The sequence below is a fragment of the Paenibacillus sp. PDC88 genome (assembly GCF_900106725.1).
GTDB classification, from domain to species: Bacteria; Bacillota; Bacilli; order Paenibacillales; family Paenibacillaceae; genus Paenibacillus; species Paenibacillus shunpengii.
In genome coordinates this window covers 480,302-507,187 of the sequence record NZ_FNNT01000001.1, presented here as the reverse complement: position 1 = coordinate 507,187, position 26,886 = coordinate 480,302, and the positions used below count along the sequence as shown (strand labels likewise).

Genomic DNA, 26,886 nt, shown 5'->3' with positions numbered 1-26,886 from the left:
GGTTGTTCATTACTTAAGGAGGTATTAGGTCATGGCAGAAGATATTAAAGTAATTGTATTCAAACTGGGTGAAGAAGAGTATGGCATTGAGGTGGATCAGGTTCAAACCATTGAGAGAATGATGCCGATTACGAGAGTTCCCAAAACCTATTCATTTGTAAAAGGTGTAGTCAATCTTCGCGGTGTTGTTATTCCCATCATAGATTTGCGAGGACGCTTTTCGCTTCCAGAGACGGAGTATACCGATCATACCCGAATCATTATGGTGACTGTGCAAGAGATGCAGGTTGGCTTTATTGTCGATTCGGCAAACGATGTACTAGACATTCATTCAGGAGATATCGAGAATCCGCCAGAGGTTATTGGCGGCGTAAAAGCCAAGTACTTGAGAGGCGTTGCCAAGCTGGGTGAAGATCGCTTGCTTATTATGCTAAATCTGGTGGAAGTGTTGAATAAGAGCGAAATTGTTATGCTCGAAGGTATGGAAGGATAATGACACGCTCTTTTGATCAATTTCATGATATTGAAATGGATGTTCTGAAGGAAATTGGCAATATAGGAGCCGGCCATGCGGCTACTGCCTTATCGACACTGCTGAACAGGCCGATTGATATGGGGGTCCCCACGGTTCAGCGTGTCCCCTTTGAATTGATTGCAGAGAGCGTTGGTGGTGACGAGAGTATTGTAACTGCCGTCTACTTTAGAGTAGAAGGTGATGCGCCGGGGAATTTGTTTTTTATGATGACGCCGGAGGCAGCCAAACAGCTGCTGCATCACTTCAGTGGAGCAGTGACCAATGAGGTGCTTAAATTCTCCGACATGGAACGATCCATCTTGTCTGAGGTCGGGAATATACTGGCCGGATCCTACCTGTCTTCACTGGCAGATTTTACTCAGTTAGCCATGCTGCCTACCGTGCCCGGCTTTGCCGTTGATATGGCTGGAGCGATTCTCAGCTACGGGCTGCTTCATATGAGTCATATGGGAAATGAAGCCCTGCTGATCGATACGAATTTCCTGGAGGGATCAAATCGGGTGCAAGGACAATTTTTCCTAATACCCGATCCCGAATCCTTTGACGCTATATTTGAAGCACTTGGAGTACATGGCTGATGATAGAGCAGAAGAAGCTGATTAAGGTAGGGATGGCGGATTTAAATATTCTGGCTGAGCCAGGAGTCATTAGAACGACCGGGCTTGGATCCTGTGTGGGTGTCACATTGTACGATCCTGTAAGCAGGATTTGCGGTATGGCGCATGTAATGCTCCCATCTTCCTCTATTGCTAGAGAGAGTGTGGATTTAAATCGGGCAAAATACGCGGATACCGCAATCGTACTACTGTTAGATAGAATGAAGGCGCAGGGAGCATCCCAGCCGCATATTGTTGCGAAAATGGCAGGTGGATCTCAGATGTTTCAATTTGCCGGATCTGGGGATACGTTACGTATTGGCCCTCGAAATACGGAAGCGTGCAAAGAAGCTTTGAATTTAGCAGAAATTCCGCTGATCGCAGAAGATTGTGGTGGACATCATGGCAGAACCATTGATCTGGATCGGGATACAGGGGTGCTGACGATTCGAAGCGTACAGATGGGTGTGAAAGAGTTATGACTACGTTGTTTGGTACGATTCGCATAAATTTTGTGTTTGGTCTTATCGGTTTAGTCTATACTTTTTTTGTTTCATACAGCAGTAACTTGTTATCTACTAGTTTGTACCGTGCGGGCACAGCCTTTGTGATCTGGTTTGTCATTGCTTTTATTTGCAGATGGGTGCTGGGATACGTCCTGGCACCGACGCAAAGTGCTGAAGATCATAGCCAGCAGAATGTTGGTACGGAGCATAAGGGAACACAGCTCGATATAACCGCTCCAGATGATGATGAGGAGCTAAGGAATCTATTAAAGTATTCACCGCAGGAAGAAAGTAAGAGTGAACCGAAAAAATCAGCAGCTGAAACTGGATTTGAACCTCTAAATCCTCCGAAGCTTGTTCGAACAAAGGATGCTGAAGAATTGGCAAAAGCCGTTCGACACTTGTCAGACAATTAAAGGGGGTGAAGCGATATGACAGGCCGAAATTCGTCCCATTTGGCAGATATGGACCTGTGGGAAAAATGGAAGGAACAAGGGGACCTGGATGCAAGGAATCAGCTGATTGAAAAACATCTTCATATCGTTCAGTATGTCTCAAGTCGGCTCGCCGTCGGATTGCCCAAGAATGTATCAAAGGATGATTTGGAGAGCAATGGTGCTCTGGGACTGATGGATGCTCTGGACAAATTTGATTATAAGCGCGGACTTCAATTTGAGACTTATGCTTCATGGAGAGTGAGAGGTGCGATTCTCGATGGCTTACGCCAGGGTGACTGGGTGCCGAGATCTGTCAGAGAGAAGGCGAAGAAGATTGAAGAGGCCTATCAGCATTTGGAACAGAGGTATTCAAGAAGTGTTACTGATGAAGAGATGGGCCAATATCTCGATGTTTCTGCTGGAGATTTCAGGAATATGCTGCAGGAAGTCGCGGTAATGTCGCTTTATTCGCTTGAGGATCCACTGCGCGAAGAGGATGCGGAGACACGAATGTCTCTATTGATCGATGAGAAAGCCTATGCCCCTGAGCAGACTGTAAAAGATATTCATTTGAAGCAGGCATTGATGCAGGGGATTGACAAGCTGACGGAAAAAGAAAGAATTGTGGTCTCATTATTATATTATGAGGATTTATCATTGAGTGAAATTGCAGAAGTAATGTCATTGTCACCATCACGTATTTCCCAGCTTCACTCCAAGGCAATTCTGAGGCTGAGAGGTACTCTTGAGAAACAGCGTGAGCTCTTAATGAACAGGGATTAGAATAAGAGTAATTTTAAAATAAGCTGTCTATGGAGAAAGAAGGAAGGTTGCAGATGACGCAGAAATTAGACCCAGCGCAATATATGAAGGTGCTGTTTTCAGCTGATCACAGCAGCGCAGTACTTGATATGATTAGACAAGAAGAATTTGAAATTACAGCTGGGGAATTAAAAGCATATCTTGCTCAGCAAGGAATCGTCTATGGAGTTCACGAGGAGGTCCTACAGGATATCGCGAAACGTCCATCAGCATATTATGGATTGAAGCCGACGGTGGCTTCAGGTGATGACCCGGTCCCTGGGACCGACGGTTCCATTGAATTGATTACGAATTTGGTAGAAGCCGGAGAACGCAAGCCGCTTGAAACAGAGGGCGGGAGAGTCGATTACAAAGAAATTACGCAGCTCAGTAATGTAAAAAAAGGGCAGGTTATTGCTAGACGGAAGCCGCCCGAGCCAGGTATACCTGGAAAGAGTGTCAAAGGTGAAGTGATACCCTATCGCCCTGGGAAGGAAGCCAGATTTAAGTCGGGCAAAAATGTAGTCGTTAACGCCGAAGGCGATGCCATGTATGCCGCACTAGATGGGCTTGTTACTCCTACGGAAAAGGATCGAATCAATGTATTCCCTGTGTACGAAGTGAACGGAGACATTGATTATAATACTGGAAATATTGATTTTGTAGGTACGGTTGTCATAAGAGGAAATGTGCTGACGGGCTTTAAAGTCAAAGCTGCAGGAGATATCCGTGTGGTTGGCGGAGTCGAAGGAGCAGAACTCTATGCAGGAGGCTCTATACAGGTTACCGGCGGAATTATCGGCTATAATAAAGGGCTTATCCAAGCAGGTGTCGATGTAAAGAGCTCCTTCATTCAGGACGCCAATGTACAGGCTGGAGGAAGTGTTTTCGTTACTCAGAGCATCATGCATTCTAATATTAGGGCAGGCAAGCAATGCATGTGTGAAGGTACCAAGGGCCTTATCGTCGGCGGTGTCGTTCAGGCTGGTGAAAAAGTCGTAGCACGGACGATCGGGAATACCATGTCAACCGTGACAACGATTGAAGTGGGTGTCGTTCCAGAGCTGCGCAATGAGCTTGCACAGCTGAGAACAGAGCTTAAAGCCCAAACGGAAAGCATCGACAAGACAGCAAAAGCATTACATTTGCTTGATCAAATGGCTGCATCCGGGCAGCTGGCTCCTGAAAAAATGAGCATGAGAATGAAGCTTCAGGTCACCCATCAGTCAAGTATGCGAGAACTTGCTGAGATTAAGGAACGGATCCTTGATATCGAGAAATTGCTCGAGGATACATCCAATGCGAGTGTTGATGTCATGAAGACCATCTACGGCGGCTCTAAAATAGTTATCGGCAGATACACTAGATTTGTTAAAGATTCTGCGACAAGAATCTCGTTTTTTTATCATAATGGCGATATATCCATGGTACCCTTAAAAGGAATATAAAATAGATTACACCAAAAAGGAGTGACTTTTCAGATGAGTCTTAAAGCGGTTGAACTTCAGATTGCTATACCGCGCACGAGTGAGGCGGGACGTTATCAAAGCGAATACGACCACAGAAGATCATCAGAGCAGTCGCTGCTCGCAGACAATCAATCCAGGCAGATCAAGAAAAAATCGAAGCAAAGTCCAAAGACAAACGAGTCTGAGCAGGCAAGTATCAGGGATCAGCGCCATGCTTCACATACGCAGGGAGATTCGCTCCATCAGAGTGATGAGCTTGCAGACGAAATATCTGCTGTCCCCGCTGAGCACCCGTTTAAGGGGAAAAACTTTGATGTGAGTTTGTAATCACATAGAATAAAAGTCGAAGTTTTGTATTGCAATAAATACTTAATGAATTCTAAATGCAAGTGCACGTAAATAAAGGAGAACAGACTCATGCAACCATGGAGTACTATCGTCGTACTTGGCCTATGTGTCATTGTATTCGCTTGGTTTATGCCCAAATCAAGGACGGACTCAGGACAGAAGGTAGTAAAGGACGTAGAGTCTACACTGGATCGTTACCTGGCGGAAATTGAGCTTGAGAATGAGAAGGTTATTCACAAGCTTAAGCACTATCAGCAGGAATGGTCAGAGACAGACAAACGCAGAGAACAGGAAATTCAAGATTTACGCCAGCAGCTCAGCTCCTTACACTCCCAAATAGCGGTACAGTCAGCTTACAAGGAAACAGTGGCCGTTCCAATATCAACCCAGGAGAGAGAGCTTGCTGCTGCGGTAGAAGCAAATCCGATCCTAGAAAGCAAGGAAGTCCCTTCCGAGACGAATTCAATTCAGTCGCGGTTTCCAGAGCTGTTCAAGCTCGATGGGGAAGGAAAGTCTGTAGATTATATTTCGAACAAGCTGAACATGCCCAAAGGAGAGGTCCAGGTTATATTACAGCTTGGGAATAAGGAGGGGAGACGATGATCAAAAATCGTTCCTTTCTTCTCGGACTTGGAACCGGAATTGCAGCAGGTGCATTGATTCTGCAGCTGGCTTTGATCGGACAAGGACAAGCTGGAGGAGATCAGACGCTAGATCTTAGTACACTGACAAGAGAACAGGTTCAAGAGGCAGCTGATGAATTGGAGCTGAAGGTATATGATGCTTCTGCCGAGGTCATGACAGAAGAGGAATGGACCGAGGCAAAGGCAGAGGAGCGGGCGCAGGGTAGCAGCACATCTTCGAGCGATAACTCTGGCAAAAATCCGAGCAGTGATGGACCGGTGGCCAGCACCCCTGAACAGCCGGATCAGCCGGCAGCACCGGAGAATTCACAGGCTCCCAAGCCGGCAGACGAGCCAGCACCAGGTACAATTTCTTATCGAGTAATAAACGGAGCTACCCTCAATGATGTTGCAGATCATTTGTCGTCTCTTCGTGTATTAGACAATCGTGATGCTTTCATCGAAGAGGCCCGGAAACAAAAAATCAACAATAAGATTCAGGTAGGCAGCTACGAGTTCACAGAGGGAGAATCAATAGATTCGGTTATATCAAAGCTCATATCAGGTCCCTGATTAGCAACTAGTTTTTTGAAGGTATTGTGAAATCAAAAGAGATTCATGCTAACTTTGTTGCATCGGGGATGCAGTTGTGATATATTAATTGACGGTGTTAAAACACACGCTGTGCTAATTCTGTCGAGGGTGCTTGCCTTATGGTAAGTCTTGACGGGAAATGATGCCGGCGGAGGACACAAAAACCAATAATTAGGAGGTGTGTGGAGATGGCAGTTATCTCCATGAAACAGCTTCTCGAAGCTGGGGTTCACTTCGGTCACCAAACTCGCCGTTGGAATCCAAAGATGGATCGTTATATCTTCACTGAAAGAAACGGTATTTACATCATTGACTTGCAAAAGACAGTGAAAAAGGTTGAGGAAGCTTACAACTTTGTTAAGAGTATCGCAGGAGAGAATGGAACTATTCTGTTCGTAGGTACTAAGAAACAAGCTCAAGATTCCGTAAAAGAAGAAGCAGAGCGCGCTGGTCAGTTCTTTATTAACCAACGTTGGCTCGGTGGTACTCTGACTAACTTCCAAACTATTCAAAAACGTATCGATCGTTTGAAACAGTTGGAAGCTTGGGAAGAGGACGGCACTTTCCAAGTGCTGCCTAAGAAAGAAGTTATCATTCTCCGTAAAGAGAAAGACCGTCTCGAGAAATTCCTCGGCGGTATCAAGAACATGAAGGGTCTTCCAAGCGCCCTGTTCGTAATCGACCCACGTAAAGAGCGTATCGCAGTTGCGGAAGCTCGCAAATTGGGTATCCCAATCGTAGGTATCGTTGATACAAACTGCGATCCGGACGAAATCGATTATGTCATTCCTGGTAACGATGACGCGATTCGCGCGGTTAAATTGCTTACTGGTAAAATGGCTGATGCTGTTATCGAAGCTCATCAAGGCGAAGAAACATCCGCTTAAGAATGACTTTGTAAGGGTCTCATGTATATGAATTAAATGAAAAGGGTGGTTGGTAGGTGGATAACCTTTCACTGCCCTTTTTTTAGGGTCATACGCAAAAATATCCTCTGGAGGGAAAACAAATGGCAGTAGATGCGAAATTGGTTAAAGAGCTTCGCGAAAAAACTGGCGCTGGTATGCTGGATTGCAAAAAAGCACTGGAAGAAGCGAACAATGATGTAACAAAAGCAACTGAAATTCTTCGTGAAAAAGGCCTGGCTGCAGCAGCAAACAAAGCTGGCCGTGTAGCAACTGAAGGTGTGGTTCAATCTTACATCCACGCTGGCGGACGCATCGGCGTATTGGTTGAAGTTAACTGCGAAACAGACTTCGTAGCTATGACTGACCAATTCAAAGAGTTTGCACGCGACATCGCTATGCACATCGCTGCTTCCAGCCCGCGCTATGTAACTCGTGAAGAAGTTCCTCAGGAAGAGATTGAGAAAGAAAAAGAAATTTTGAAAGCTCAAGCTCTGAACGAAGGAAAACCAGAAAAAATCGTTGAAAAAATGGTTGAAGGCCGCATCGGTAAATACTACGAAGAGTTCTGCCTGCTTGAGCAATCCTTCGTTAAGAACCCTGATGTTACGGTTCAACAATTGCTGAACGAAAAAATCAGCACAATCGGTGAAAATATTTCCATCCGTCGCTTTGTTCGTTATGAATTGGGTGAAGGTCTTGAGAAAAAACAAGATAACTTCGTAGAAGAAGTTATGGCACAAGTGAAAAACTAATTATTGAAACATGTATGAACAGAAATCGGACTTGCCCATGTCTTCTGAAGATATAATTAGATTAGCTTCAATAGATTTTACAAGACACCTTTATATTGGAAGAAGAACTGGATAGTCCGAGATTCGGCTCAGAAAGTTTTCTTTAACGAAGAGTGGAACACAATCCGTGTTCCTTTCTTTTTAACTAATATGAGGTTTACAAGTGCTTATTTGACGTGGGGAAGCGTCATTTTGAAGTGGAGGGTGAACATTTGAAACAGCCTGTATTTAAAAGGGTAGTACTTAAGGTCAGCGGTGAATCGCTGGCAGGACAAAATGGATACGGCATCGATGCGGAAACGATCTCATCTATTGCTAAGCAGGTCAAAGAAGTTGTGGAATTGGGTGTAGAAGTTGCCATTGTATGCGGTGGAGGCAACATCTGGCGCGGCATCGCAGGTAGTGAGAACGGTATTGACCGGGCTACTGCAGATTACATGGGTATGCTCGCTACGGTGATGAACTCCTTGGCGCTGCAGGATGCGCTTGAGCAGATTGAAGTGCCGACTCGTGTTCAAACTTCAATCGCAATGCAGCAAATTGCAGAGCCTTATATTCGCCGCAGAGCGATTCGTCATCTCGAAAAAGGACGCGTCGTTATTTTTGCAGCAGGAACAGGTAACCCATTCTTCTCCACAGATACGACAGCAGCACTTCGTGCAGCAGAGATTGAAGCTGAAGTGATCCTGATGGCAAAAAATAAAGTGGATGGAGTTTATTCTGCAGATCCATTTAAAGACAGCACAGCTGTGAAATATGAGCAATTAACATATCTTGATGTATTGAACAAGAACCTGGGAGTTATGGACTCCACTGCTTCCTCACTCTGTATGGATAACAACATTCCACTCATTGTATTCGCTATTACGGAACAAGGTAATATCAAACGTGTTCTGCTTGGCGAAAAAATTGGAACCATCGTTAAAGGGAGTGTAGACTAATGCCACAATCAATTAAGAAGAATGCTGAAGAGCGCATGGACAAAGCGATTCAAGCACTGAAACGGGATCTATCAACACTTCGCGCAGGTCGTGCAACGCCTGCACTGCTTGATCGTATTCAAGTTGAATATTATGGTGCAATGACGCCTCTGAACCAGCTTGCAAATATTAACACACCGGATTCCCGTACGCTGATGATTCAGCCTTGGGACAAATCCTCTCTCGCTGATATCGAGCGTGCGATTATGAAATCTGATCTGGGACTGACACCAGCGAATGATGGAGCAATGATTCGTTTATCGATTCCTCCGCTTACAGAGGAGCGCAGAACGGAGCTGGTTAAATTCACGAAGAAATTCGGTGAAGATGCAAAGGTTGCGATCCGTAATATTCGCCGTGATGCGAACGATGATATTAAGAAGCTCGAAAAATCCGATATTTCGGAAGACGAGTCTCGCAGACATCAAGACGATATTCAAAAAGCAACAGACAAGTTTGTTGCTGAAGTAGATAAAGTTCTTGCTGCAAAAGAAAAAGAAATTATGGAAGTTTAATTAAGCATAGCATACGGCCCCTCCGCCTTCGGTGGGGTTTGCTCTTTTCACAAGAGTGAAAAGAAACTTCATGGGAATTTTGGAGGAAGTCGAATGATGAAACGCTTTCGGTCATGGTTAAACGGTGATGACAAGAAAGAACTGCCACAGCTGTCCAAGGATAACATCCCGAAGCATGTTGCTATTATTATGGATGGTAACGGAAGATGGGCTAAACGGCAGGGCTTGCCCCGTATTATGGGTCATCAGAGTGGCATGAAGGCTGTTAAACGTGCTACGATAGCTGCAAATGATTTAGGTGTGGAATATTTGACCATGTATGCCTTTTCCACCGAGAATTGGACCAGGCCAAGAGACGAAGTTGATTTTTTGATGAGACTGCCCGTTGATTTCTTATCACAGGAACTGGATGAGCTCATTGAAAAAAATGTGCGCGTCCAAATGATGGGGCATGAAGAGCAGCTTCCGGAGCATACCATTAAGGCGGTCAAAGAGGCGATTGAAAAGACAAAACACAATACCGGGTTGGTACTGAATTTTGCTCTGAATTATGGCAGTCGTAAGGAGATTACGGAGGCAGTAAGATCACTAGGTCTTAGAATTGAAGCCGGGGAACTTCAAGCAAGTGAGATTACGTCTGAGCTGATCGGGGAACATTTGTTAACAAGCAGCTTGCCTGATCCTGATCTGCTAATACGTACGAGCGGTGAGCTTCGTTTAAGTAATTTCATGTTGTGGCAGCTTGCTTATAGCGAGTTGTGGTTTACTGACATTTATTGGCCTGAATTCGAGAAACAGCATTTGTATGAGGCTGTAGCTGAATATCAGCAAAGAACGAGAAGATATGGCGGTTTGAAGTAATGGAGGATGGACCAAGTTGAAACAGCGAGTCATAACGGGAATTGTTGCCGGAGTTTTTTTTCTGGGATTTGCCATATTGGGAGGGACTTGGTATAACCTTTTAATCCTCTTGATGTCTCTGATCGGTTTATATGAATTTATTCGGATGACCGGGGTCTCACCTTTTGGAGGAACTGCATTTATAGGCTATATTGGCGTTCTGATACTCGTATTTCCATCAATACTCACAGGCTTAGATATATCATTGTCACATATTCAGATCATATGGCTCTTAATGCTGCTGTTCCTCACTGCTACAGTAACAACCAAGAACAAACTGACCGTTCAAACCGCGGCACTGATGTTTATTGGTGTCGTATATGTTGGAATCGGTTTTTATTATATTGCAGCAACTCGTCAGTTAGAGGATGGTTTGTTCTGGACCTTTATGATTCTAGTCAGTATATGGGGCAGTGATGCCGGTGCCTATTTTGTCGGTAAAACGATCGGTAAGCATAAGCTCTGGCCTGTGATCAGTCCGAACAAAACGATCGAAGGAGCTGTCGGGGGCATTGTCATCGCAGTTATCATTTCGATAGGCTTTGCGTTGTTATCCGATGGAATTGTCGGTGTTGGAAATGCAGTGCTGATCGGACTGTCCTCTGCAATTATTGGACAAATGGGAGATTTGGTACAGTCTGCATACAAGCGTGTGTATGGAATTAAGGATTCGGGCAGTCTGCTCCCTGGGCATGGCGGTATTCTTGATCGCTGTGACAGCTGGATATTTGTATTTCCGTTTGTACATATGCTCGCACTGATACCTTACTAGGAGAAGAATGTATAGATACAATTGTGCGATCGAAGAAATGACATGAGGTGTACCATATGAAGAAAATATCAGTTCTTGGTTCCACAGGTTCTATTGGAACTCAGACATTGGATGTCATTTCAATGCATCCGGATAAATTTCAAGTAGAAGGCTTGTCAGCCGGATCGAATGTGGAACTGCTGATCGAGCAGGCGAACGTATATCATCCTAAGAAAGTCTCTGTAGGCCGTAAGGAAGATATCGATAGGGTCAAATCCAATGTTCCTGCGGGCACCGAAGTATACTTCGGTGAGGAAGGATTAATAGAAGTGGCTGCTGGAACCGACGCAGAGATGGTAATTACAGCGGTCATGGGTAGTGTAGGCCTCAAATCTACTCTTGCTGCGATTAAGGAACGGAAGCAAATTGGGCTTGCGAATAAGGAGACTCTTGTAACTGCTGGTCATCTGGTTACATCACTGGCCAAGGATAATGGTGTGCAAATTATACCCGTCGACAGTGAACATTCGGCCATATTTCAATGTCTGAACGGCGAAGAAATTCGTGAAGTGAAAAATATAACACTGACAGCCTCAGGCGGATCTTTCAGACATTTATCCCGAGATCAGCTGCAGCATGTGACGGTGGAGGATGCACTGAAGCATCCAAACTGGTCGATGGGTTCCAAGATTACGATTGATTCTGCAACAATGGTGAACAAAGGACTTGAAGTTATCGAAGCTAGATGGCTGTTCGGTCTTCCTTACGAGCAGATCAATGTCTTGCTGCATCCAGAGAGTATTATTCATTCTTTTGTCGAGTTTCAGGATACGAGCATGATTGCACAGATGGGGAATCCTGATATGCGAGTGCCGATCCAATATGCACTAACTTATCCGAATAGGCTGCCTTCACCTGCAAAGTCTTTGTCGCTCGCAGAGATTGGATCTTTGCATTTTAAAGAGATGGATATGGAACGCTTCCCTTGTCTCCGGCTTGCTTTTGAATGCGGCAAAATGGGAGGTACTGCACCAACGGCATTTAATGCGGCCAATGAAGTCGCTGTCGCGCGGTTCCTAAAAGGTGGAATTTCCTTCCTTAAGATTGAGGAAATTATTGAGCGAGTGATAGAAACTCACAGCAATGCGCTAAATCCTGACCTTGCTGAAATTGACAGAGTGGATCAATATGTCAGAAAGCTGGCGGGACAAATGTAAACAAGGTTTCATCCTGCTTACTTGATTTAATAAGGAGATGCGGCATAAAAGATTTGATTCTCTTGTATCCTCTATCTGAATAATGATAATGTAAGTAGGACATGACTAGCTCTTCTTAAGTAAAAGGAGGATGGAAGTAACTTGGAAACCTTGCAAATTGTAGTACTAACAGTGCTCATGTTTTTCGTCATTGTGACGGTACATGAATGGGGCCATTACTATTTTGCCAAGCGTGCGGGAATTCTCGTTAGAGAATTTGCCATCGGTTTTGGTCCAAAGCTGTTTTCTTATAAGTATCAGGAGACGGTGTTCACCCTGCGTTTGCTTCCGTTTGGAGGATATGCACGGATGGCGGGCGAAGATCCCGAGCTCATTGAGGTTCAACCAGGTCAGACGATTGCGATTAAGTCAGCGGACGGACTGGTGAAATCGATATACCTTGATCAGCTGGATAACCGCAAAAACGTGGTGCGCGGAGAAATCCTGTCCATCGATCTGGAGCGCAGACTTATGATCGAGATGGATGTTGATGGAGAGAAGCAGCAATTCCCTGTCCATCCACAGGCTATGCTCATTGCCAGAGGACAGGAGACACAGATTGCTCCTAAGGATCGCCAGTTTAACAGCAAGACGGTCGGTCAAAGAGCGCTGGCCATTTTTGCCGGACCGTTTATGAACTTCTTGCTGGCCTTTGTCCTGTTTGCGATCCATGCCATGATCGCCGGCACCCCGGTTGAGAATCCAACTTATGTGAAGATTGGTAATGTTACTGAAGGGATGCCTGCTGCAGAAGCCGACCTTCGTAAAGGCGATATCATTGAAACCATTAATGGTGAAGCCATTGGTGGAGATTACAATAAAATGGTGACGATGATTGCGGAATCGATGGACGAACCTATGGATTGGACTGTGCGTCGAGGCAACGAGGTATTCGATCTAAGCTTAACGCCTAGAGCAATGGAAGGCCAGGAAGGTGGAAAGGTCGGAATTACACCTGAAATACCTACTGAGGATGTCGGATTCTTCCAATCCTTTGCTGTATCCGGCAAAAATATGGTCACAACAACGGAGAGCATATTTGAAGGTTTCCGGATGCTGATTGCTCAGTTCAACATCGATGATCTGGGCGGACCGGTTCGTACCTTTGAAGTGACGGGGCAAATCGCGAAGCAGGGTATTTTACAGTTGACACAATGGACTGCAATCCTTAGCCTATATTTAGGGATATTTAATCTGTTGCCGATTCCAGCACTGGATGGAAGCCGACTTATCTTCTTGGGGATTGAAGGGCTTCGCGGCAAACCGATTGATCCTAATCGTGAAGGTATGGTGCACTTCATTGGGTTCGCGATGCTGTTCTTGTTAATGATCGCTGTAACCTATAACGATATTTTAAGATTGATTAATGGATAATTGTTGCTCGCATATCATTTATGAACCGTAAGGTCTAAGGATGGTGTGTGAACTATGGGAGGACGGAAACGAGTCTTATGTCGAACGATAAACAGTTTGTCACTGAAATTACACCCCAGTCAGAGGATTTCTCTCGCTGGTATATAGACACCATTAAGAAAGCAGATCTGATGGATTATTCTCCAGTCCGGGGATGTATCGTATTCAAACCGGATGGCTATGAAATCTGGGAGCATATTCAGGAAGAGATGGACCGCCGTTTCAAAGAAACAGGCCATCGTAACGCATACTTCCCGATGTTTATCCCGGAGAGCTTCTTCCAGAAGGAGAAAGAGCACGTGGAAGGCTTCAATCCTGAACTGCCATGGGTAACAGAAGCGGGTGGAGAGAAGCTTGAAGAGAGACTTGCTATTCGTCCTACCTCGGAGACGATCTTTGGACATATGTATTCCAAATGGATTCAGTCCTATCGTGATCTGCCGGTTATGATCAATCAGTGGGCGAATGTGGTTCGTTGGGAGAAACGTACGATGCCTTTCTTGCGTACAAGTGAGTTCTTGTGGCAAGAAGGTCATACTGCTCATGAAACGGAAGAGGAAGCTCGTCAGGAAACGATGCAAATGCTTGAGGTGTACCGTGAGGTCGTTGAGAATGTTCTGGCGATTCCGGTTATCAAAGGGCAAAAGACCAAATCCGAGAAATTTGCCGGTGCAGTGGACACCTTCTCCATTGAGGCCATGATGAAGGATGGACGTGCGGTTCAAGCAGGAACCTCCCATTACATGGGTACAAATTTCGCCAAAGCTTTTGAAATACAGTACTTGAATCGTGAGAATACGCTGGAGTATGCACATACCACTTCATGGGGGACAAGCACGCGTCTGATTGGTGCCATGATTATGGTGCACGGTGATGATCGTGGACTGGCACTGCCTCCTAAGGTTGCGCCTACACAAGTGATCATGATTCCAATTGGACCTCCGAAGACTCGTGATCAAGTTGTTGGCCGAGCGGATGAGCTGTATGCAGAACTGAAGAAGGCCGGTATTCGTGTGAAAATGGATGATCGCAGTGATGTACGTCCTGGCTGGAAATTTAACGAATACGAAATGCGTGGTGTACCTGTGCGCCTGGAGATCGGTCCTCGTGACATGGAGAATGGAGTATGTGTGCTTGTATCCAGAATCTCCGGTGAGAAGAAGGTGGTTCAGCAGGCAGATCTGGTTGAAGAGATCAAGGCAATGCTGGAGCAAGTACAGAACGAAATGTTCGAGCGTGCCCAGAACTTCATGAAGGACAACTTCTACTCTGTTAATACGCTTGACGAGATGAAGGAACTGATGGAAGAGAAACGCGGCTTCTCACTTGCCGGCTGGTGTGGTTCTGACGCTTGTGAAGACAAGGTCAAAGAAGTGACAGGGGCGACGAGCCGTAACATTCCGTTTGAACCTGCTGAGGAAAAACATACCTGTCTGGTATGTGGACAGAAAGCCGAACATACGGTAGTATTTGCTAGAGCATATTAATTTTTTTGAGCGTATTTTTTGAGCGTATAAGTGTAAGAGAATGACAAGCTTCTGTCCGAAATGAGACGGTGCCTTTTAGCGGATCGGTTCCCATTTTTGCGTGCAGAAGCTTTTCATGTTCTATGGTTTGAAACGGGGGGAGAAAGATTGAACGGAACGGATGAGAAAAGAAAACGGTTTGAGCTGCTGATGAAGCAGGTTGATTTGCCGGCGGGCATCGTGGAGCCTCATTTTATTGACGGCTTTATCGACCAGGTGGAAATCAGCCGCATGAATCGTGAATGGCACATTACCATTACAAAGGATACACTGGTTCCCGCTCCTGTCTTTAAAGCATTCTGTCTGCATATTCGAGATAAGATGAGTCATATTGCCAAGATTTCATTTACTTTCAACTACGGTTCGGCTGTATCTGAAGCAGATATCGTGACAGAGTATTGGAATCTGTTCCTGGAGTGGGTCCATCAGCAGATTCCATCTGTTAATGGCTGGATGAACCGGGCGACTCAGGAGGTCGAGTCGGGTCTGCTTACGCTGACGATGAGTGATGGCATGGCGCTGGAGCTGGCTCGCAAGAAGCAGATTGATCAGGCAATTACCACGTATTATGATCGTTACTTCAAGCTACCACTTAAAGTGAAAATGCTGGTTGGCGAGAGCAACCGGGAAGAGCTGGAGAAGTTTGAACAGAAGAAACGGGAAGAAGAACGTGTTGTCATTGAGAACATGATGAGCATGATTGAAGCCGAGATGGCCCCTGTAGAGGAAGAAGAGGGCGACGTTAGGCTGCAAATGGGCTATGAGATTAAGGAGCCGGCTGTCCCTATCCAGGAAGTGCAGGATGAAGAGAAGAAGATTACGCTACAAGGAACCGTATTCGGTCTGGACAAAAAAGAACTCCGCAACGGTAATACACTCTACATGTTCTATCTGACCGACTTTACGGATTCCATGCAGATGAAAGTATTTGCGAAGTCCAAAGAAGATGTGAAAATTATGAATCTGCTGGCGAATGGCAAGTGGGTAAAGGTACGCGGACGAGTGGAATACGACCGGTTTATGCAAGTGCCTGAGCTCGCCATGATTCCGTCGGATCTCGTCGAGGTACAGGCACCGCCGACACGTAAAGACAACGCAGCAGAGAAGCGAGTCGAATTTCACCTTCATACGAAGATGAGTACGATGGATGCGGTAACCTCAATCGATACGTATGTCAAAACAGCAGCCAAATGGGGTCACAAGGCGATCGCTGTAACGGATCACGGAGGTGTTCAGGTCTATCCGGAGGCAGCCAAGGCAGCCAAAAAGCACGGCGTCAAAATGATATACGGACTCGAAGCCAATATCGTTAACGATGCAGTCGAGGTCGTTATGAAGCCACAGCCTTTGGAGCTGAAGACAGCCGAATATATTGTATTTGATATAGAGACAACAGGTTTATCGGTAACACAGAATAAGATCATAGAAATTGCAGCGGTAAAAATGCAGGATGACAAGGAAGTCGACCGATTTGCGACCTTTGTGAATCCTCATGAGCGAATTCCATATAACATTCAGCAGCTCACCAACATTAACGATGAGATGGTCAAGGATGCGCCAGAGCTTGAGCCCGTATTGCATGACTTCGTCAAGTTTGTGGGGGATAGTATATTAGTGGCGCACAATGCGAGGTTCGACATCGGCTTTATTCAAGCCAATCTCAAAACAATCGGAATGGAGCCGCTGGAGAACCCCGTACTGGATACGCTCGAGCTCGCAAGATTGCTGCACCCAACGATGAAAAATCACCGCTTGAATACGCTCGCGGATAAATATAAGGTTTCGCTTGAGAATCATCACCGGGCGATTGACGATACGATTGCGCTCGCCGGCATACTGACAGGGCTGCTGAATGATGCTGCACAGCTGAAGGGGATCACGATGCTGGATCGGCTGAATGATTATGTTGGGAAGGACCTGTCGAATGCTAGGCCGTTCCATAGTGGAATTTATGCACTCAATGGTACAGGCAAGAAGAATCTGTACAAGCTGGTTAGCCTGTCCCATACGGAGCATTTTAAGAGGGTTGCAACAATTCCGAAGTCGAAGCTGGTGGCTCATCGAGATGGACTGCTGATCATGTCCGGCTGCGAGAAGGGTGAGTTTTTTGAAGCTGTACTCAATAAATCGGTTGAAGAAGCAGAGGAAATCGCGCAGTTCTATGACATTTTGGAGATTCAGCCAATTACGATGTATATGCATCTTGTTGACAAGGGACTCGTAGCAACGCCGGACGAGATCAAAATTGCAATTCGTAAAGTCGTCGAGATCGGTGAGAAGCTGGGCAAACCGGTCGTCGCGACAGGGAATGTCCATTACCTTGATCCAAGAGACAAAATTTATAGAGATATTACGATTCACGGCATAACCGGGTTTAGTCCACTCAAGGATATGCGCAAGCCCGATGCTCACTTCCGTACGACGGACGAAATGCTGGAGGAATTCGAGTTTCTTGGCAAGGATAAAGCTTATGAAGTGGTCGTCACGAATACGAGTGAGCTTGCGGATCGCTTTGAAGAGATACAGCTCTTTCCTAAAGAGCTCTTCACCCCGATTATTGAGGGGGCGGAAGAAGAAATTCGCAGCAAGTGCTATGATACAGCCAAGTCGATATATGGCGAGGAAGTTCCGGATGTCGTCGTCAAGCGGCTGGAAAAAGAGCTGGAGCCTATTATTAAATTTGGTTTCTCAGCCAACTATCTTATATCAGAGAAGCTGGTTAAGAAATCGAACGAGGATGGATATCTCGTAGGCTCTCGGGGGTCTGTAGGTTCCTCTGTCGTAGCAACATTCCTTGGTATATCCGAGGTCAATCCGCTGCCGCCGCATTATATTTGTGTTAACCCGGAATGCAAGCACAGTGAATGGTTCCTTGATGGTAGTGTGAAAAGTGGATTTGACTTACCGGCGAAGGATTGTCCTGAATGCGGTACTGCGTTTAAAGGCGAAGGGCAGGATATTCCTTTTGAAACGTTCCTTGGCTTTAAGGGAGACAAGGTTCCCGATATCGATCTTAACTTCTCAGGTGAGTATCAGCCGAAGGCTCACCATTTTACAAAGGTCATGTTCGGTGAGAAGAGTGTATACCGTGCAGGAACAATCGGTACAGTCGCGGAGAAGACGGCGTTTGGTTTCGCGAAGAAATACGAGGAGGCCCATCATAAATCCTGGAGAGGCGCGGAGCTGAACCGGCTTGCATCAGGATGTACGGGCGTGAAGCGGAGTACCGGACAGCATCCGGGCGGAATTGTGGTTGTACCAGACTATATCGAAGTGGAAGATGTGACACCTGTGCAGTATCCAGCGGATGATACAAGTGCAGAATGGAAAACAACGCACTTCGACTATCACGCCTTCGAGGATAACCTGCTCAAGCTGGATATACTCGGTCATGATGACCCGACGATGATGCGGATGCTTCAGGATTTGACGGGGGTTGATCCAACCACCATCCCAATGAATGATCCTAAGGTTATGAGCATGTTCAATTCGACGGATGCGCTTGGAGTGACTCCAGAACAGATTCGCACTCCAGTCGCCACCTACGGTGTGCCGGAGATGGGGACCAAATTCGTAAGACAGATGCTGCAGGAATCCCAGCCAAGCACTTTTGCTGACCTTCTGCAAATTTCAGGGTTGTCCCACGGAACAGGCGTATGGCTAGGGAATGCTCAGGAGCTGATCAAGAACGGGACCTGCAACATTAAGACCGTAATTGGCTGCCGGGATGATATTATGCTGTTCTTGATATATAAGCATGGCATGGATGCTGCACTAGCCTTCAAAATTACCGAGAGTGTACGTAAAGGTAAAGGCCTCAGCCAAGAATGGATTGATGAAATGAAGAACTGTAAAGTTCCACAGTGGTACATCGATTCCTGTCTAAAAATTCAGTACATGTTCCCGAAAGCCCATGCGTCAGCTTACGTTATATCGGCAGTTCGCACAGCATACTACAAGCTGTATTATCCGATCGAATATTACGCAACCTATTTCTCAGTGCGTGCTGAAGATTTTGATATTGAACTGGCATGTCAGGGATATGAAGCCATATCTCGGAAGATTGTTGAGATTGAGCAGCTTGGCTTCCAGGCTTCGACCAAGGAGAAATCGATGCTGTCCGTGCTGGAGATGGCGCTGGAGATGACAGCACGGGGATTCAGCTTCAAAATGATTGATCTGTATCGTTCCGATGCGACACGCTTTACGATCGATGGGGATTCCTTGATTCCTCCGTTCTCTGCGCTTGCAGGGATTGGTGACAATGCGGCACGCAATATTGCAGCAGCACGTGAATACGGAGAGTTTCTGTCTATTGAGGATTTCCAGCAGAAATCGAAGGCGAGTAAGACGGCGGTGGAGCTGCTCACACAAATGGGCTGTTTCCGTGGTCTGCCTGAGAGCAATCAGCTGTCACTCTTTTAGTCAGCAAAAAAGGGCTGCTATTGGCGAGACAGTGAGTCAAGTGACTATACTTGTCACTAATGTCTGACTATGTTATAATTTTTATGGTAATCATGAGGATAAAACCGTTGCTTAAAGAGTGGGGAAACCCACTCTTTACTCTTTGGTATACACTTTAATTTGCCGGTTTACCGGAACGAACCTGACTTGGAGGTTACCTTATTTGAGCACAAAGATTAAAACTACCGTGGAAGAAATGATTAAGCCTTTTCTGGATGAGCATGAATTTGAGCTCGTAGATGTAGAATACGTGAAAGAAGGAAGCAACTACTTTCTGCGTGTTTACGTGGATAAAGAGGGTGGTATCGATCTGGATGATTGCGGATTGATCAGTGAATTTTTAAGCGCTGAGCTGGATAAGAAGGATCCGATCCCTGATGCATATTTTCTAGAAGTCTCTTCTCCCGGTGCTGAACGCCCCCTGAAGAAGTCTGCCGACGTGGCCAAGGCGGTAGGAAAGAATGTGTACGTCACTACATATGAGCCGATAGGCGGTCTGAAGGAATTTGAAGGCGAATTGTTATCTTTTGAGAACGAAGAATTGGTTATTGCCTCCGGTAAAAAAGAGCATGCCGTTCCTTATTCAAAAGTGGCGAGTGCACGTTTGGCCATTGTTTTATAAGTGTTAAATTTACACACGATATGATCAGATTCGTCCCGCGTGCAACGGCAAGGTTCTCTTTTATGTTTCTGTATAAAGAGAACTTCGCCGTTTTACGCTATGGATGACATGTTTGAAAGGGGGATTTACATTCATGAGTATGGATTTTATTGAAGCGATGAATGAACTGGAAAGGGATAAGGGGATTAGCAAGGACATTTTGTTCGAAGCAATTGAAGCTGCGCTAATTTCGAGCTACAAGCGTAATTTTAATACTGCGCAAAATGTTCGTGTTGACATGAACCGGAATTCCGGTGTTATCCGTGTATATGCTCGTAAGATGGTTGTAGAAGAGGTGCTCGATCCGCGGACTGAAATTTCTTTGCCTGCCGCTAGAGAGATTAACCCGCATTTTCAGCTTGAGGATGTAGCAGAGATCGAAGTGACTCCAAGAGATTTCGGTCGTATTGCAGCTCAAACAGCTAAGCAGGTAGTAACACAACGTATTCGTGAAGCGGAACGCGGGCTTATCTATAATGCTTTTGTTGACAAAGAAGAGGACATTGTTACAGGTGTCGTGCAGCGCCAGGATTTACGCAGCATTTATATCGACCTCGGCAAGGTAGAGGCCGTTCTTCCTCTTACTGAGCTGATGCCGAACGAGAAATTTGTTCACGGGGATCGGATCAAGGCCTATATTACTAAGGTTGAGAACACGACAAAAGGCCCGCAAATTGTGCTTTCCCGCACACACCCTGGTCTTCTTAAGCGTCTGTTTGAACTTGAAGTGCCTGAAATCTTCGATGGTGTAGTTGAGATTCGTTCCGTTGCACGCGAAGCAGGCTTCCGTTCGAAGATCGCCGTTCATTCTCGTAATGAAGAGGTTGATCCGGTGGGATCCTGCGTAGGGCCGAGAGGAACTCGTGTTCAAACGATCGTTAACGAGCTGCGTGGAGAGAAAATTGATATCGTGAAATTCTCGGAATCGGTTGAGGAATATGTTGCTAACGCACTGAGCCCATCTAAGGTTCTGGAAGTTCAGGTGTTTGAGAATGAGAAGATGGCTCGAGTGATTGTTCCGGACTATCAGCTGTCTCTAGCGATTGGTATCAAAGGTCAGAATGCGCGTCTTGCTGCCAAGCTTACGGGCTGGAAGATTGATATTAAGAGCGAGAGCCAGGCAGAGCAGGAATTTGGCAGAGAAAAAGACTCTTCTGGTGAAATGCATCAGGATTCCATCACCGTCGATTAAGCTGTACTGAAGTGATTGGGGGTCTAGAGAATGAAACAACGCAAAGTACCGCTTCGCAAATGCGTGGCTTGTCAAGAAATGATGCCGAAGAAACAGTTAATCAGGGTTGTTAAAACACCGGAAGATGAAGTGCTGATTGACCTTACGGGCAAGAAATCTGGCCGTGGTGCTTATCTTTGCGGTAAGGAAGCTTGCTTCCGTCTCGCTCAGAAGAACAGATCACTCGATCGGGCGCTCAAGTCGCAAGTGAAGCCTGAGATCTATGAGCAGCTTGCACAAGACTTTATTAAGGCCGAAGATGAATTTTTGGCCGCAAGGGATAGTGCTGAAGATGAATAAGGCGCTGTCCTATGTAGGTCTTGCGACACGAGCAGGCAAATTAGTTTCTGGCGATGAAATTGTGCTAAAGGCTATCCGGTCTTCCGAAGCGAAAATGGTTATTGTTGCGGCCGATGCATCAGCTAATACACTCAAAAAATTCCGTGACAAGTGCAAATCGTACAACGTTCCTCTTCTGATCGGCTTCGATCGAGAAACACTTGGCAGCGCCATGGGTAAACCAGAACGTGTTGTACTCGCTGTAACGGATCCGGGATTTGTCAAAATGATCGCGAAGCAGGCCTTGACAATGTCGGAGGTGGAGTATATTGAGTAAACAAGATAGCAAACTGCGAGTTTATGAATATGCAAAATCACTCAACATGAGCAGCAAAGAAATCATTACCATTCTTAAGAAGCTGGATATTCCCGTTAACAATCATATGAGTGTAATGGAGAATGGCTCCGTTGCGAAGGTAGAACAATTTTTTAACAATATAAAAGCGGGAGCTGCAGTGAAACGTGAGCAGAGCTCATCCGCTCAGACGGTGGCGACATCGGCGGTTCGTGAAGATCAAGGAGCGACCGAGCGTTCTAATCCGTCTTTCCAAGGAGGTGCCACACAGAATTTGCAAAACGATGTGAAAAACAACGAGTCTAACAATACACGGAATGCTTCTGAGAGCAGTAACTCAAGACCAAAAAAACAACAGGAAAAGCAGGTAGGTATGAATAATAGACCAAATCAAAACAGTAACAGTGGATCCCAACGACAAAGCGGTCAAGATAACCGCAGATCAAACGGTAGTGTAGGCCAATCAGGTGGAGGTCAAGGAACCCGTCCTTCACAAGGCGGAAGCGCAAGCCGCCCTTCACAAGGCGGAAACACAAGCCGTCCTTCACAAGGTGGAAACGCAGGTCGTCCTTCACAAGGCGGAAATGCAAACAGACCTTCTTCCCAGCAAGGTAGTGGCCAAGGCAGCAGCCAAGGCAGAAGCAATAACAGCTCAGCGGGCGGCAACAACAACCGCGGTGGTCAAAACCGTAACAACAATAGCAACAATAGCAACCGCGGTGGCGGTGGCGGTGGCGGTGGACGTCGATTTGATGATGGAAACAGCAGAGGCAACTACCGCGGCAACAACCGCGGTGGTAAGAACAACCGTGGAAGAAACCAATCTAATCAGCCTCCTCGTGAGAAGATCGACAACACACCGAAGAAAATTATCGTTCGCGGTAATATGACTGTAGGTGAAGCGGCGAAACTACTTCACAAGGATGCTTCTGAAGTCATCAAGAAACTCATCTCGATGGGTGTTATGGCAACGATTAACCAGGAACTGGATATTGACACGATTCTGCTTCTAGCTGGTGAATTCGGTGTCGAAGTAGAAGTGAAGATCCCGGTTGAAGACGATCGCTTCGAAACTGTTGAAGAAAACGATGATCCGGCTGATCTGAAAGCTCGTCCTCCAGTTGTTACGATTATGGGACACGTTGACCATGGTAAAACAACACTTCTGGATACGATCCGTTCCACAAGTGTCACTGCAGGTGAGGCAGGCGGTATCACGCAGCACATCGGTGCATACCAAGTTGAAATAAACAATAAGAAGATTACCTTCCTCGATACTCCGGGTCACGAAGCGTTTACAGCAATGCGTGCCCGCGGTGCGGAAGTTACAGATATGACGATCATTGTGGTTGCAGCGGATGACGGTGTTATGCCTCAGACGGTAGAAGCAATCAACCATGCGAAGGCAGCAAATCTGCCGATTATCGTTGCGGTCAACAAGATCGATAAGCCGGGTGCAGATCCGGATCGTGTTAAGCAAGAACTTACGAACTATGAGCTCGTTCCAGAAGAGTGGGGCGGAGATACGATCTTTGTTAACGTTTCGGCGAAGCAAAAGATGGGTATTGAAGACTTACTCGAAATGATTCTGCTCGTAGCAGAAGTGAATGAGTACAAAGCGAACCCGAACAAACGTGCACGTGGTACAGTTATTGAGGCTGAGCTGGATAAAGGACGCGGACCTGTAATGCGTCTGCTCGTTCAACACGGTACACTCAAAGTCGGAGATGCGTTTGTAGCAGGTAACTGCTTCGGACGTGTTCGTGCGATGGTCAACGATAAAGGCCGTAAGCTCAAAGAAGCAGGCCCGTCAACTCCGGTTGAAATTACAGGTCTGCAGGAAGTACCTCTTGCGGGTGATCCGTTTATGGTATTTGAAGATGAGCGCAAGGCTCGCTCCATTGCTGACAAGCGTGCAATTACACAGCGTGAATCCGATCTAGGAACACAAACGCGTGTAACGCTGGACGACTTGTTCAAGCATATTAAGGACGGAGAAATCAAAGATCTTAACGTGATTATCAAGGGAGACGTTCAAGGTTCGGTGGAGGCACTTAAAGGGTCTCTGGCGAAGATTGAAGTTGAAGGTGTACGCGTGAAGATTATCCACAGTGGCGCAGGTGCAATCACCGAGTCGGATATCATTCTGGCAGCTGCATCCAATGCCATTGTTATCGGATTTAATGTTCGTCCTGACGTTCAAGCGAAATCCACAGCCGATGCTGAAAAAGTCGACGTGCGTTTGTACAACGTTATTTATAACATTATTGAAGAGATCGAGCAGGCTATGAAGGGTATGCTGGATCCCGAATTTAAAGAGAGCGTCATCGGTCATGCCGAAGTACGTAATATCTTTAAGATTAGTAAAGTGGGAACTATTGCAGGATGTATGGTTACTTCCGGTAAAATCTCCCGTGCAGCTCAAACTCGCGTCATTCGGGATGGAATTGTTGTCTTTGAGGGCAAACTAGATACACTGAAACGATTCAAGGATGATGCTAAAGAAGTGGCGCAAGGTTATGAGTGCGGTATTACCATTGAGAATTTCAACGATATTAAAGAGGGCGACATTATTGAAGCGTTCGTAATGGAAACGGTAGAACGTAAATAATAATGTCCTTTGCTAGAGAGGTGAACACCTATGGCTAAAATAAGAACTGGACGTGTTAATGAGCAGGTGAAGAAAGAACTGAGCTTGCTGATCCAATCCGAGCTGAAAGATCCGCGTATCGGTTTTGTAACCATCACGGGTGTCGAAGTGACGAATGACCTGTCCCAAGCCAAAGTATATTTGAGTGTTCTCGGTGATGAGGAACAGAAGCATAATTCCCTGAAGGCTCTGGATAAAGCGAGTGGTTTTCTTCGCAGTGAATTGGGCAAACGGGTTAGACTTCGTCATGTTCCCGAGTTAATATTCAAGATTGATGAATCCATCGCTTACGGAAGCCGCATTGAGAAGCTGCTTACCGAGATTGATAAACCGGATTCTAAATGAAAATGAATAGAGGAGACGGCAATGCAGACTTATGAACAGGCGCTTGAGCAAGGAAAAGAATTTCTTCTCTTGCATGATGATTACCTGATCGTGTCGCATGTACAGCCGGACGGAGATGCAGTCAGCTCCACCGTAATGGTGGGCTGGCTTCTCTCATGTCTGGGGAAGAAATTCACGATGATCAACGAAGGACCGATACCACAGCGCATGCAGTATATGTGGAATGCGGACCAAATACTTAATGCTTCATTGCAATCCCCTCCGAAGCAGTTTCAACATGTTATCTGCGTGGATTGTGCGGATTATGAGCGTGTAGGCAAAGTAACGCACTGGTTTGCTGATGAGGCGAATATTTTAAATATTGATCACCATCCAACGAACAACGGTTATGGTAAAGTGAACATCATTAAGGATGATGCAGCAGCAACTGCAGAAATTTTATATGATCTTGTTGAAGCTTGTGGTGTGGCTTGGGATAAGGAAGCAGCTACAGCTGCATACACGGGTCTATTGACTGACACCGGAGGGTTTCGATATTCAAGCACAAGTCCGAAGGTGATGAAGATCGCTTCTGATCTGCTCGCACTTGGTGTCAATGGCCCCGAGCTGGCTGAACGACTGCTTGAAGAGATTACATTGCCCCAGCTGAAAGTACTAACAAGAGCTCTTAATACATTATCTATTTCTGAAGATGGACATATTGCCTGGGTCGTTGTCACTCCAGAAGACATGGTAGAGTGCGGTGCTCAAAATGATGATCTTGAAGGAATCGTCAACTACCCGCGGAATATTCAAGGGGTCGAGGTCGGTATTCTTTTTAAAGTCATTAGTGATGAGGTCGCTAAAGTCAGCTTCAGATCAGCGGGTAAGGTAGACGTAGCTGCTCTGGCCCAAGGCTTTGGCGGCGGCGGACATGTTCGGGCAGCGGGAGCTAGAGTGGAAGGTCCATGGCAAGACACAGTGAATCAAGTTGTAGAACGGGTGAAATCACAATTATGAACGGATATGAAGGTGTGCTTCCGGTATACAAGCCAGCAGGCTTTACATCACACGATGTCGTAGCGAAGATGCGGGGCATTCTAAAGATGAAGAGGATCGGACATACGGGTACACTTGACCCTCAGGTCACAGGAGTGCTTCCATTGTGTCTGGGTAGAGCGACAAGAGTGGTTGAATATTTGCAGGAGCTCCCGAAGGAATATGAGGCAACACTTCGATTGGGCATTGCAACAGACACCGAAGATATTACCGGGGAGATCACTGATCAAGTGGACCAGGTTGAGGTTAGTTCAGAAGACGTTAAACAAGTCCTGGAGCAATTTGTAGGGAAGATTTCTCAGGTTCCTCCCATGTATTCAGCAGTTAAGGTAGATGGAAAGAGGCTGTATGAGCTGGCTCGTCAAGGAAAGACGGTTGAACGCAAAAGCCGTGAAGTAACCATCCATGAGCTGGAGCTGACAGGGCTTACGATCAAAGAAGGCTATCCCGAAATATCATTTCGTGTGCTGTGCTCCAAAGGTACTTATATACGTACACTATGTGTGGATATTGGCAAGACATTGGGTTATCCTTCCACGATGGTGGAGCTTACGAGAACGATGTCGGCGGGAATTCCTGTGGGTCGTTGTCTTAAGATTGAGGAGATAGAGCAATGTGTTAATGAAGGGACTCTGTCCAGTTATCTCATTCCAACCGACCAATCTATATGGAACATGCCTGCTTACCGCTTGGAAGAAGGTTATGAAAATTCCGTGTTTCAGGGAAAAAAGCTGTCTGATACACTCGTAAATCAGAAAATTAATGAAGAAGGGTTGTTAAGGCTATATTCTGCCAATGAACAATTTTTAGGGATTTTTGATTGGACAGCAGAATCAGGTATAATTACACCTGTCAAAGTGTTTTTGCCAGAGCCTTCTTAATACTTCATCTTCATATAGGCTTTTTGTAAAATC

The 26,886-nt window shown here is 46.0% G+C and carries 27 protein-coding genes; all 27 read left to right on the top strand.

What is annotated here, in order from left to right; all coding sequences use genetic code 11:
- Positions 1-31: 31 nt before the first annotated feature.
- The 27 genes from BLW49_RS02195 (at position 32) to truB (ending at position 26,853) form a co-directional block, all read left to right on the top strand.
- Positions 32-493 (top strand): chemotaxis protein CheW, encoded by a 462-nt coding sequence (locus BLW49_RS02195; protein WP_047909700.1) that lies wholly within the window; start codon positions 32-34, stop codon positions 491-493.
- The gene (locus tag BLW49_RS02190) at positions 493-1,113 is read left to right on the top strand and encodes a chemotaxis protein CheC (protein WP_256209543.1); all 621 of its coding nucleotides are present in this window, start codon (positions 493-495) and stop codon (positions 1,111-1,113) included. The genes BLW49_RS02195 and BLW49_RS02190 overlap by 1 nt, the downstream gene beginning before the upstream one ends.
- Positions 1,113-1,613 (top strand): chemotaxis protein CheD, encoded by a 501-nt coding sequence (locus BLW49_RS02185; RefSeq protein WP_076311129.1) that lies wholly within the window; start codon positions 1,113-1,115, stop codon positions 1,611-1,613. The genes BLW49_RS02190 and BLW49_RS02185 overlap by 1 nt, the downstream gene beginning before the upstream one ends.
- On the top strand, positions 1,610-2,053 hold the full coding sequence (locus BLW49_RS02180; RefSeq protein ID WP_090722973.1) for a hypothetical protein: 444 nt from the start codon (positions 1,610-1,612) through the stop codon (positions 2,051-2,053). Before BLW49_RS02185 ends, BLW49_RS02180 begins: the two co-directional genes overlap by 4 nt.
- A gap of 15 nt (positions 2,054-2,068) precedes the next feature.
- Complete coding sequence (locus BLW49_RS02175) at positions 2,069-2,857, top strand: FliA/WhiG family RNA polymerase sigma factor (RefSeq protein WP_076311127.1); 789 nt, start codon at positions 2,069-2,071, stop codon at positions 2,855-2,857.
- Between the two features lie 53 nt (positions 2,858-2,910).
- The gene (locus BLW49_RS02170; protein WP_090722972.1) at positions 2,911-4,323 is read left to right on the top strand and encodes a DUF342 domain-containing protein; all 1,413 of its coding nucleotides are present in this window, start codon (positions 2,911-2,913) and stop codon (positions 4,321-4,323) included.
- Positions 4,324-4,356: 33 nt separating this feature from the next.
- Positions 4,357-4,671: a hypothetical protein gene (locus tag BLW49_RS02165; RefSeq protein ID WP_090722970.1), complete on the top strand. Its 315-nt coding sequence runs from the start codon at positions 4,357-4,359 to the stop codon at positions 4,669-4,671.
- 90 nt (positions 4,672-4,761) lie between these two features.
- Positions 4,762-5,295 carry a hypothetical protein gene (locus BLW49_RS02160; protein WP_076311124.1) on the top strand — a complete coding sequence of 178 codons (534 nt, stop codon included), beginning with the start codon at positions 4,762-4,764 and terminating at the stop codon, positions 5,293-5,295.
- Positions 5,292-5,888: a hypothetical protein gene (locus BLW49_RS02155; protein ID WP_076311123.1), complete on the top strand. Its 597-nt coding sequence runs from the start codon at positions 5,292-5,294 to the stop codon at positions 5,886-5,888. The genes BLW49_RS02160 and BLW49_RS02155 overlap by 4 nt, the downstream gene beginning before the upstream one ends.
- A 209-nt stretch (positions 5,889-6,097) precedes the next feature.
- Complete coding sequence (gene rpsB / locus BLW49_RS02145; protein WP_047909692.1) at positions 6,098-6,796, top strand: 30S ribosomal protein S2; 699 nt, start codon at positions 6,098-6,100, stop codon at positions 6,794-6,796.
- Positions 6,797-6,918: 122 nt separating this feature from the next.
- Positions 6,919-7,569: a translation elongation factor Ts gene (gene tsf / locus BLW49_RS02140; protein WP_076311122.1), complete on the top strand. Its 651-nt coding sequence runs from the start codon at positions 6,919-6,921 to the stop codon at positions 7,567-7,569.
- A 251-nt stretch (positions 7,570-7,820) separates the two neighbouring features.
- Entirely contained in the window at positions 7,821-8,549 is a 729-nt protein-coding gene (gene pyrH, locus BLW49_RS02135) for a UMP kinase (RefSeq protein WP_047909690.1), read from the top strand.
- Positions 8,549-9,103, top strand: a complete 555-nt coding sequence (gene frr, locus BLW49_RS02130) for a ribosome recycling factor (RefSeq protein WP_076311121.1) — start codon at positions 8,549-8,551, stop codon at positions 9,101-9,103. The genes pyrH and frr overlap by 1 nt, the downstream gene beginning before the upstream one ends.
- 93 nt (positions 9,104-9,196) lie before the next feature.
- On the top strand, positions 9,197-9,964 hold the full coding sequence (locus BLW49_RS02125) for an isoprenyl transferase (protein WP_090722969.1): 768 nt from the start codon (positions 9,197-9,199) through the stop codon (positions 9,962-9,964).
- Positions 9,965-9,980: 16 nt separating this feature from the next.
- Positions 9,981-10,775 carry a phosphatidate cytidylyltransferase gene (locus tag BLW49_RS02120; RefSeq protein WP_076311119.1) on the top strand — a complete coding sequence of 265 codons (795 nt, stop codon included), beginning with the start codon at positions 9,981-9,983 and terminating at the stop codon, positions 10,773-10,775.
- A 56-nt stretch (positions 10,776-10,831) separates the two neighbouring features.
- A complete protein-coding gene (locus BLW49_RS02115; protein WP_090722967.1) occupies positions 10,832-11,971 on the top strand; it encodes a 1-deoxy-D-xylulose-5-phosphate reductoisomerase in 1,140 nt (379 codons plus the stop codon).
- 141 nt (positions 11,972-12,112) lie between these two features.
- Positions 12,113-13,384 carry an RIP metalloprotease RseP gene (gene rseP / locus BLW49_RS02110; protein WP_090722966.1) on the top strand — a complete coding sequence of 424 codons (1,272 nt, stop codon included), beginning with the start codon at positions 12,113-12,115 and terminating at the stop codon, positions 13,382-13,384.
- Between the two features lie 77 nt (positions 13,385-13,461).
- The gene (proS, locus tag BLW49_RS02105; RefSeq protein WP_090722964.1) at positions 13,462-14,910 is read left to right on the top strand and encodes a proline--tRNA ligase; all 1,449 of its coding nucleotides are present in this window, start codon (positions 13,462-13,464) and stop codon (positions 14,908-14,910) included.
- A gap of 147 nt (positions 14,911-15,057) precedes the next feature.
- Positions 15,058-19,374, top strand: a complete 4,317-nt coding sequence (locus BLW49_RS02100; RefSeq protein ID WP_090722963.1) for a PolC-type DNA polymerase III — start codon at positions 15,058-15,060, stop codon at positions 19,372-19,374.
- Between the two features lie 202 nt (positions 19,375-19,576).
- A complete protein-coding gene (rimP, locus tag BLW49_RS02095; RefSeq protein WP_047909683.1) occupies positions 19,577-20,035 on the top strand; it encodes a ribosome maturation factor RimP in 459 nt (152 codons plus the stop codon).
- A 133-nt stretch (positions 20,036-20,168) separates the two neighbouring features.
- Positions 20,169-21,266 carry a transcription termination factor NusA gene (gene nusA, locus BLW49_RS02090; protein WP_047909682.1) on the top strand — a complete coding sequence of 366 codons (1,098 nt, stop codon included), beginning with the start codon at positions 20,169-20,171 and terminating at the stop codon, positions 21,264-21,266.
- Positions 21,267-21,296: 30 nt separating this feature from the next.
- Complete coding sequence (gene rnpM, locus BLW49_RS02085) at positions 21,297-21,605, top strand: RNase P modulator RnpM (RefSeq protein ID WP_076311114.1); 309 nt, start codon at positions 21,297-21,299, stop codon at positions 21,603-21,605.
- On the top strand, positions 21,598-21,921 hold the full coding sequence (locus BLW49_RS02080; RefSeq protein ID WP_152557580.1) for a L7Ae/L30e/S12e/Gadd45 family ribosomal protein: 324 nt from the start codon (positions 21,598-21,600) through the stop codon (positions 21,919-21,921). The genes rnpM and BLW49_RS02080 overlap by 8 nt, the downstream gene beginning before the upstream one ends.
- Positions 21,914-24,550, top strand: coding sequence for a translation initiation factor IF-2 (gene infB, locus BLW49_RS02075; RefSeq protein ID WP_090722961.1), 2,637 nt, complete (start codon positions 21,914-21,916; stop codon positions 24,548-24,550). Before BLW49_RS02080 ends, infB begins: the two co-directional genes overlap by 8 nt.
- A 30-nt stretch (positions 24,551-24,580) precedes the next feature.
- Complete coding sequence (rbfA, locus tag BLW49_RS02070; protein ID WP_076311111.1) at positions 24,581-24,934, top strand: 30S ribosome-binding factor RbfA; 354 nt, start codon at positions 24,581-24,583, stop codon at positions 24,932-24,934.
- 21 nt (positions 24,935-24,955) lie between these two features.
- The gene (locus BLW49_RS02065; RefSeq protein WP_090722960.1) at positions 24,956-25,933 is read left to right on the top strand and encodes a DHH family phosphoesterase; all 978 of its coding nucleotides are present in this window, start codon (positions 24,956-24,958) and stop codon (positions 25,931-25,933) included.
- Positions 25,930-26,853 carry a tRNA pseudouridine(55) synthase TruB gene (gene truB / locus BLW49_RS02060; protein ID WP_083655687.1) on the top strand — a complete coding sequence of 308 codons (924 nt, stop codon included), beginning with the start codon at positions 25,930-25,932 and terminating at the stop codon, positions 26,851-26,853. Before BLW49_RS02065 ends, truB begins: the two co-directional genes overlap by 4 nt.
- Positions 26,854-26,886 lie beyond the last annotated feature (33 nt).

What these genes read in the sequence shown, in the direction of transcription:
- proS (WP_090722964.1), top strand. Translation starts at nt 13,462, where the DNA reads ATGTCGAACGATAAACAGTTTGTCACTGAAATTACACCCCAGTCAGAG.
- BLW49_RS02190 (WP_256209543.1), top strand. Translation starts at nt 493, where the DNA reads ATGACACGCTCTTTTGATCAATTTCATGATATTGAAATGGATGTTCTG.
- BLW49_RS02165 (WP_090722970.1), top strand. Translation starts at nt 4,357, where the DNA reads ATGAGTCTTAAAGCGGTTGAACTTCAGATTGCTATACCGCGCACGAGT.
- frr (WP_076311121.1), top strand. Translation starts at nt 8,549, where the DNA reads ATGCCACAATCAATTAAGAAGAATGCTGAAGAGCGCATGGACAAAGCG.
- BLW49_RS02125 (WP_090722969.1), top strand. Translation starts at nt 9,197, where the DNA reads ATGATGAAACGCTTTCGGTCATGGTTAAACGGTGATGACAAGAAAGAA.
- BLW49_RS02080 (WP_152557580.1), top strand. Translation starts at nt 21,598, where the DNA reads ATGAATAAGGCGCTGTCCTATGTAGGTCTTGCGACACGAGCAGGCAAA.
- nusA (WP_047909682.1), top strand. Translation starts at nt 20,169, where the DNA reads ATGAGTATGGATTTTATTGAAGCGATGAATGAACTGGAAAGGGATAAG.
- BLW49_RS02155 (WP_076311123.1), top strand. Translation starts at nt 5,292, where the DNA reads ATGATCAAAAATCGTTCCTTTCTTCTCGGACTTGGAACCGGAATTGCA.
- BLW49_RS02175 (WP_076311127.1), top strand. Translation starts at nt 2,069, where the DNA reads ATGACAGGCCGAAATTCGTCCCATTTGGCAGATATGGACCTGTGGGAA.
- rpsB (WP_047909692.1), top strand. Translation starts at nt 6,098, where the DNA reads ATGGCAGTTATCTCCATGAAACAGCTTCTCGAAGCTGGGGTTCACTTC.
- tsf (WP_076311122.1), top strand. Translation starts at nt 6,919, where the DNA reads ATGGCAGTAGATGCGAAATTGGTTAAAGAGCTTCGCGAAAAAACTGGC.
- BLW49_RS02065 (WP_090722960.1), top strand. Translation starts at nt 24,956, where the DNA reads ATGCAGACTTATGAACAGGCGCTTGAGCAAGGAAAAGAATTTCTTCTC.
- BLW49_RS02170 (WP_090722972.1), top strand. Translation starts at nt 2,911, where the DNA reads ATGACGCAGAAATTAGACCCAGCGCAATATATGAAGGTGCTGTTTTCA.
- BLW49_RS02160 (WP_076311124.1), top strand. Translation starts at nt 4,762, where the DNA reads ATGCAACCATGGAGTACTATCGTCGTACTTGGCCTATGTGTCATTGTA.
- BLW49_RS02180 (WP_090722973.1), top strand. Translation starts at nt 1,610, where the DNA reads ATGACTACGTTGTTTGGTACGATTCGCATAAATTTTGTGTTTGGTCTT.
- BLW49_RS02115 (WP_090722967.1), top strand. Translation starts at nt 10,832, where the DNA reads ATGAAGAAAATATCAGTTCTTGGTTCCACAGGTTCTATTGGAACTCAG.
- truB (WP_083655687.1), top strand. Translation starts at nt 25,930, where the DNA reads ATGAACGGATATGAAGGTGTGCTTCCGGTATACAAGCCAGCAGGCTTT.
- BLW49_RS02185 (WP_076311129.1), top strand. Translation starts at nt 1,113, where the DNA reads ATGATAGAGCAGAAGAAGCTGATTAAGGTAGGGATGGCGGATTTAAAT.
- rbfA (WP_076311111.1), top strand. Translation starts at nt 24,581, where the DNA reads ATGGCTAAAATAAGAACTGGACGTGTTAATGAGCAGGTGAAGAAAGAA.
- BLW49_RS02195 (WP_047909700.1), top strand. Translation starts at nt 32, where the DNA reads ATGGCAGAAGATATTAAAGTAATTGTATTCAAACTGGGTGAAGAAGAG.
- rnpM (WP_076311114.1), top strand. Translation starts at nt 21,297, where the DNA reads ATGAAACAACGCAAAGTACCGCTTCGCAAATGCGTGGCTTGTCAAGAA.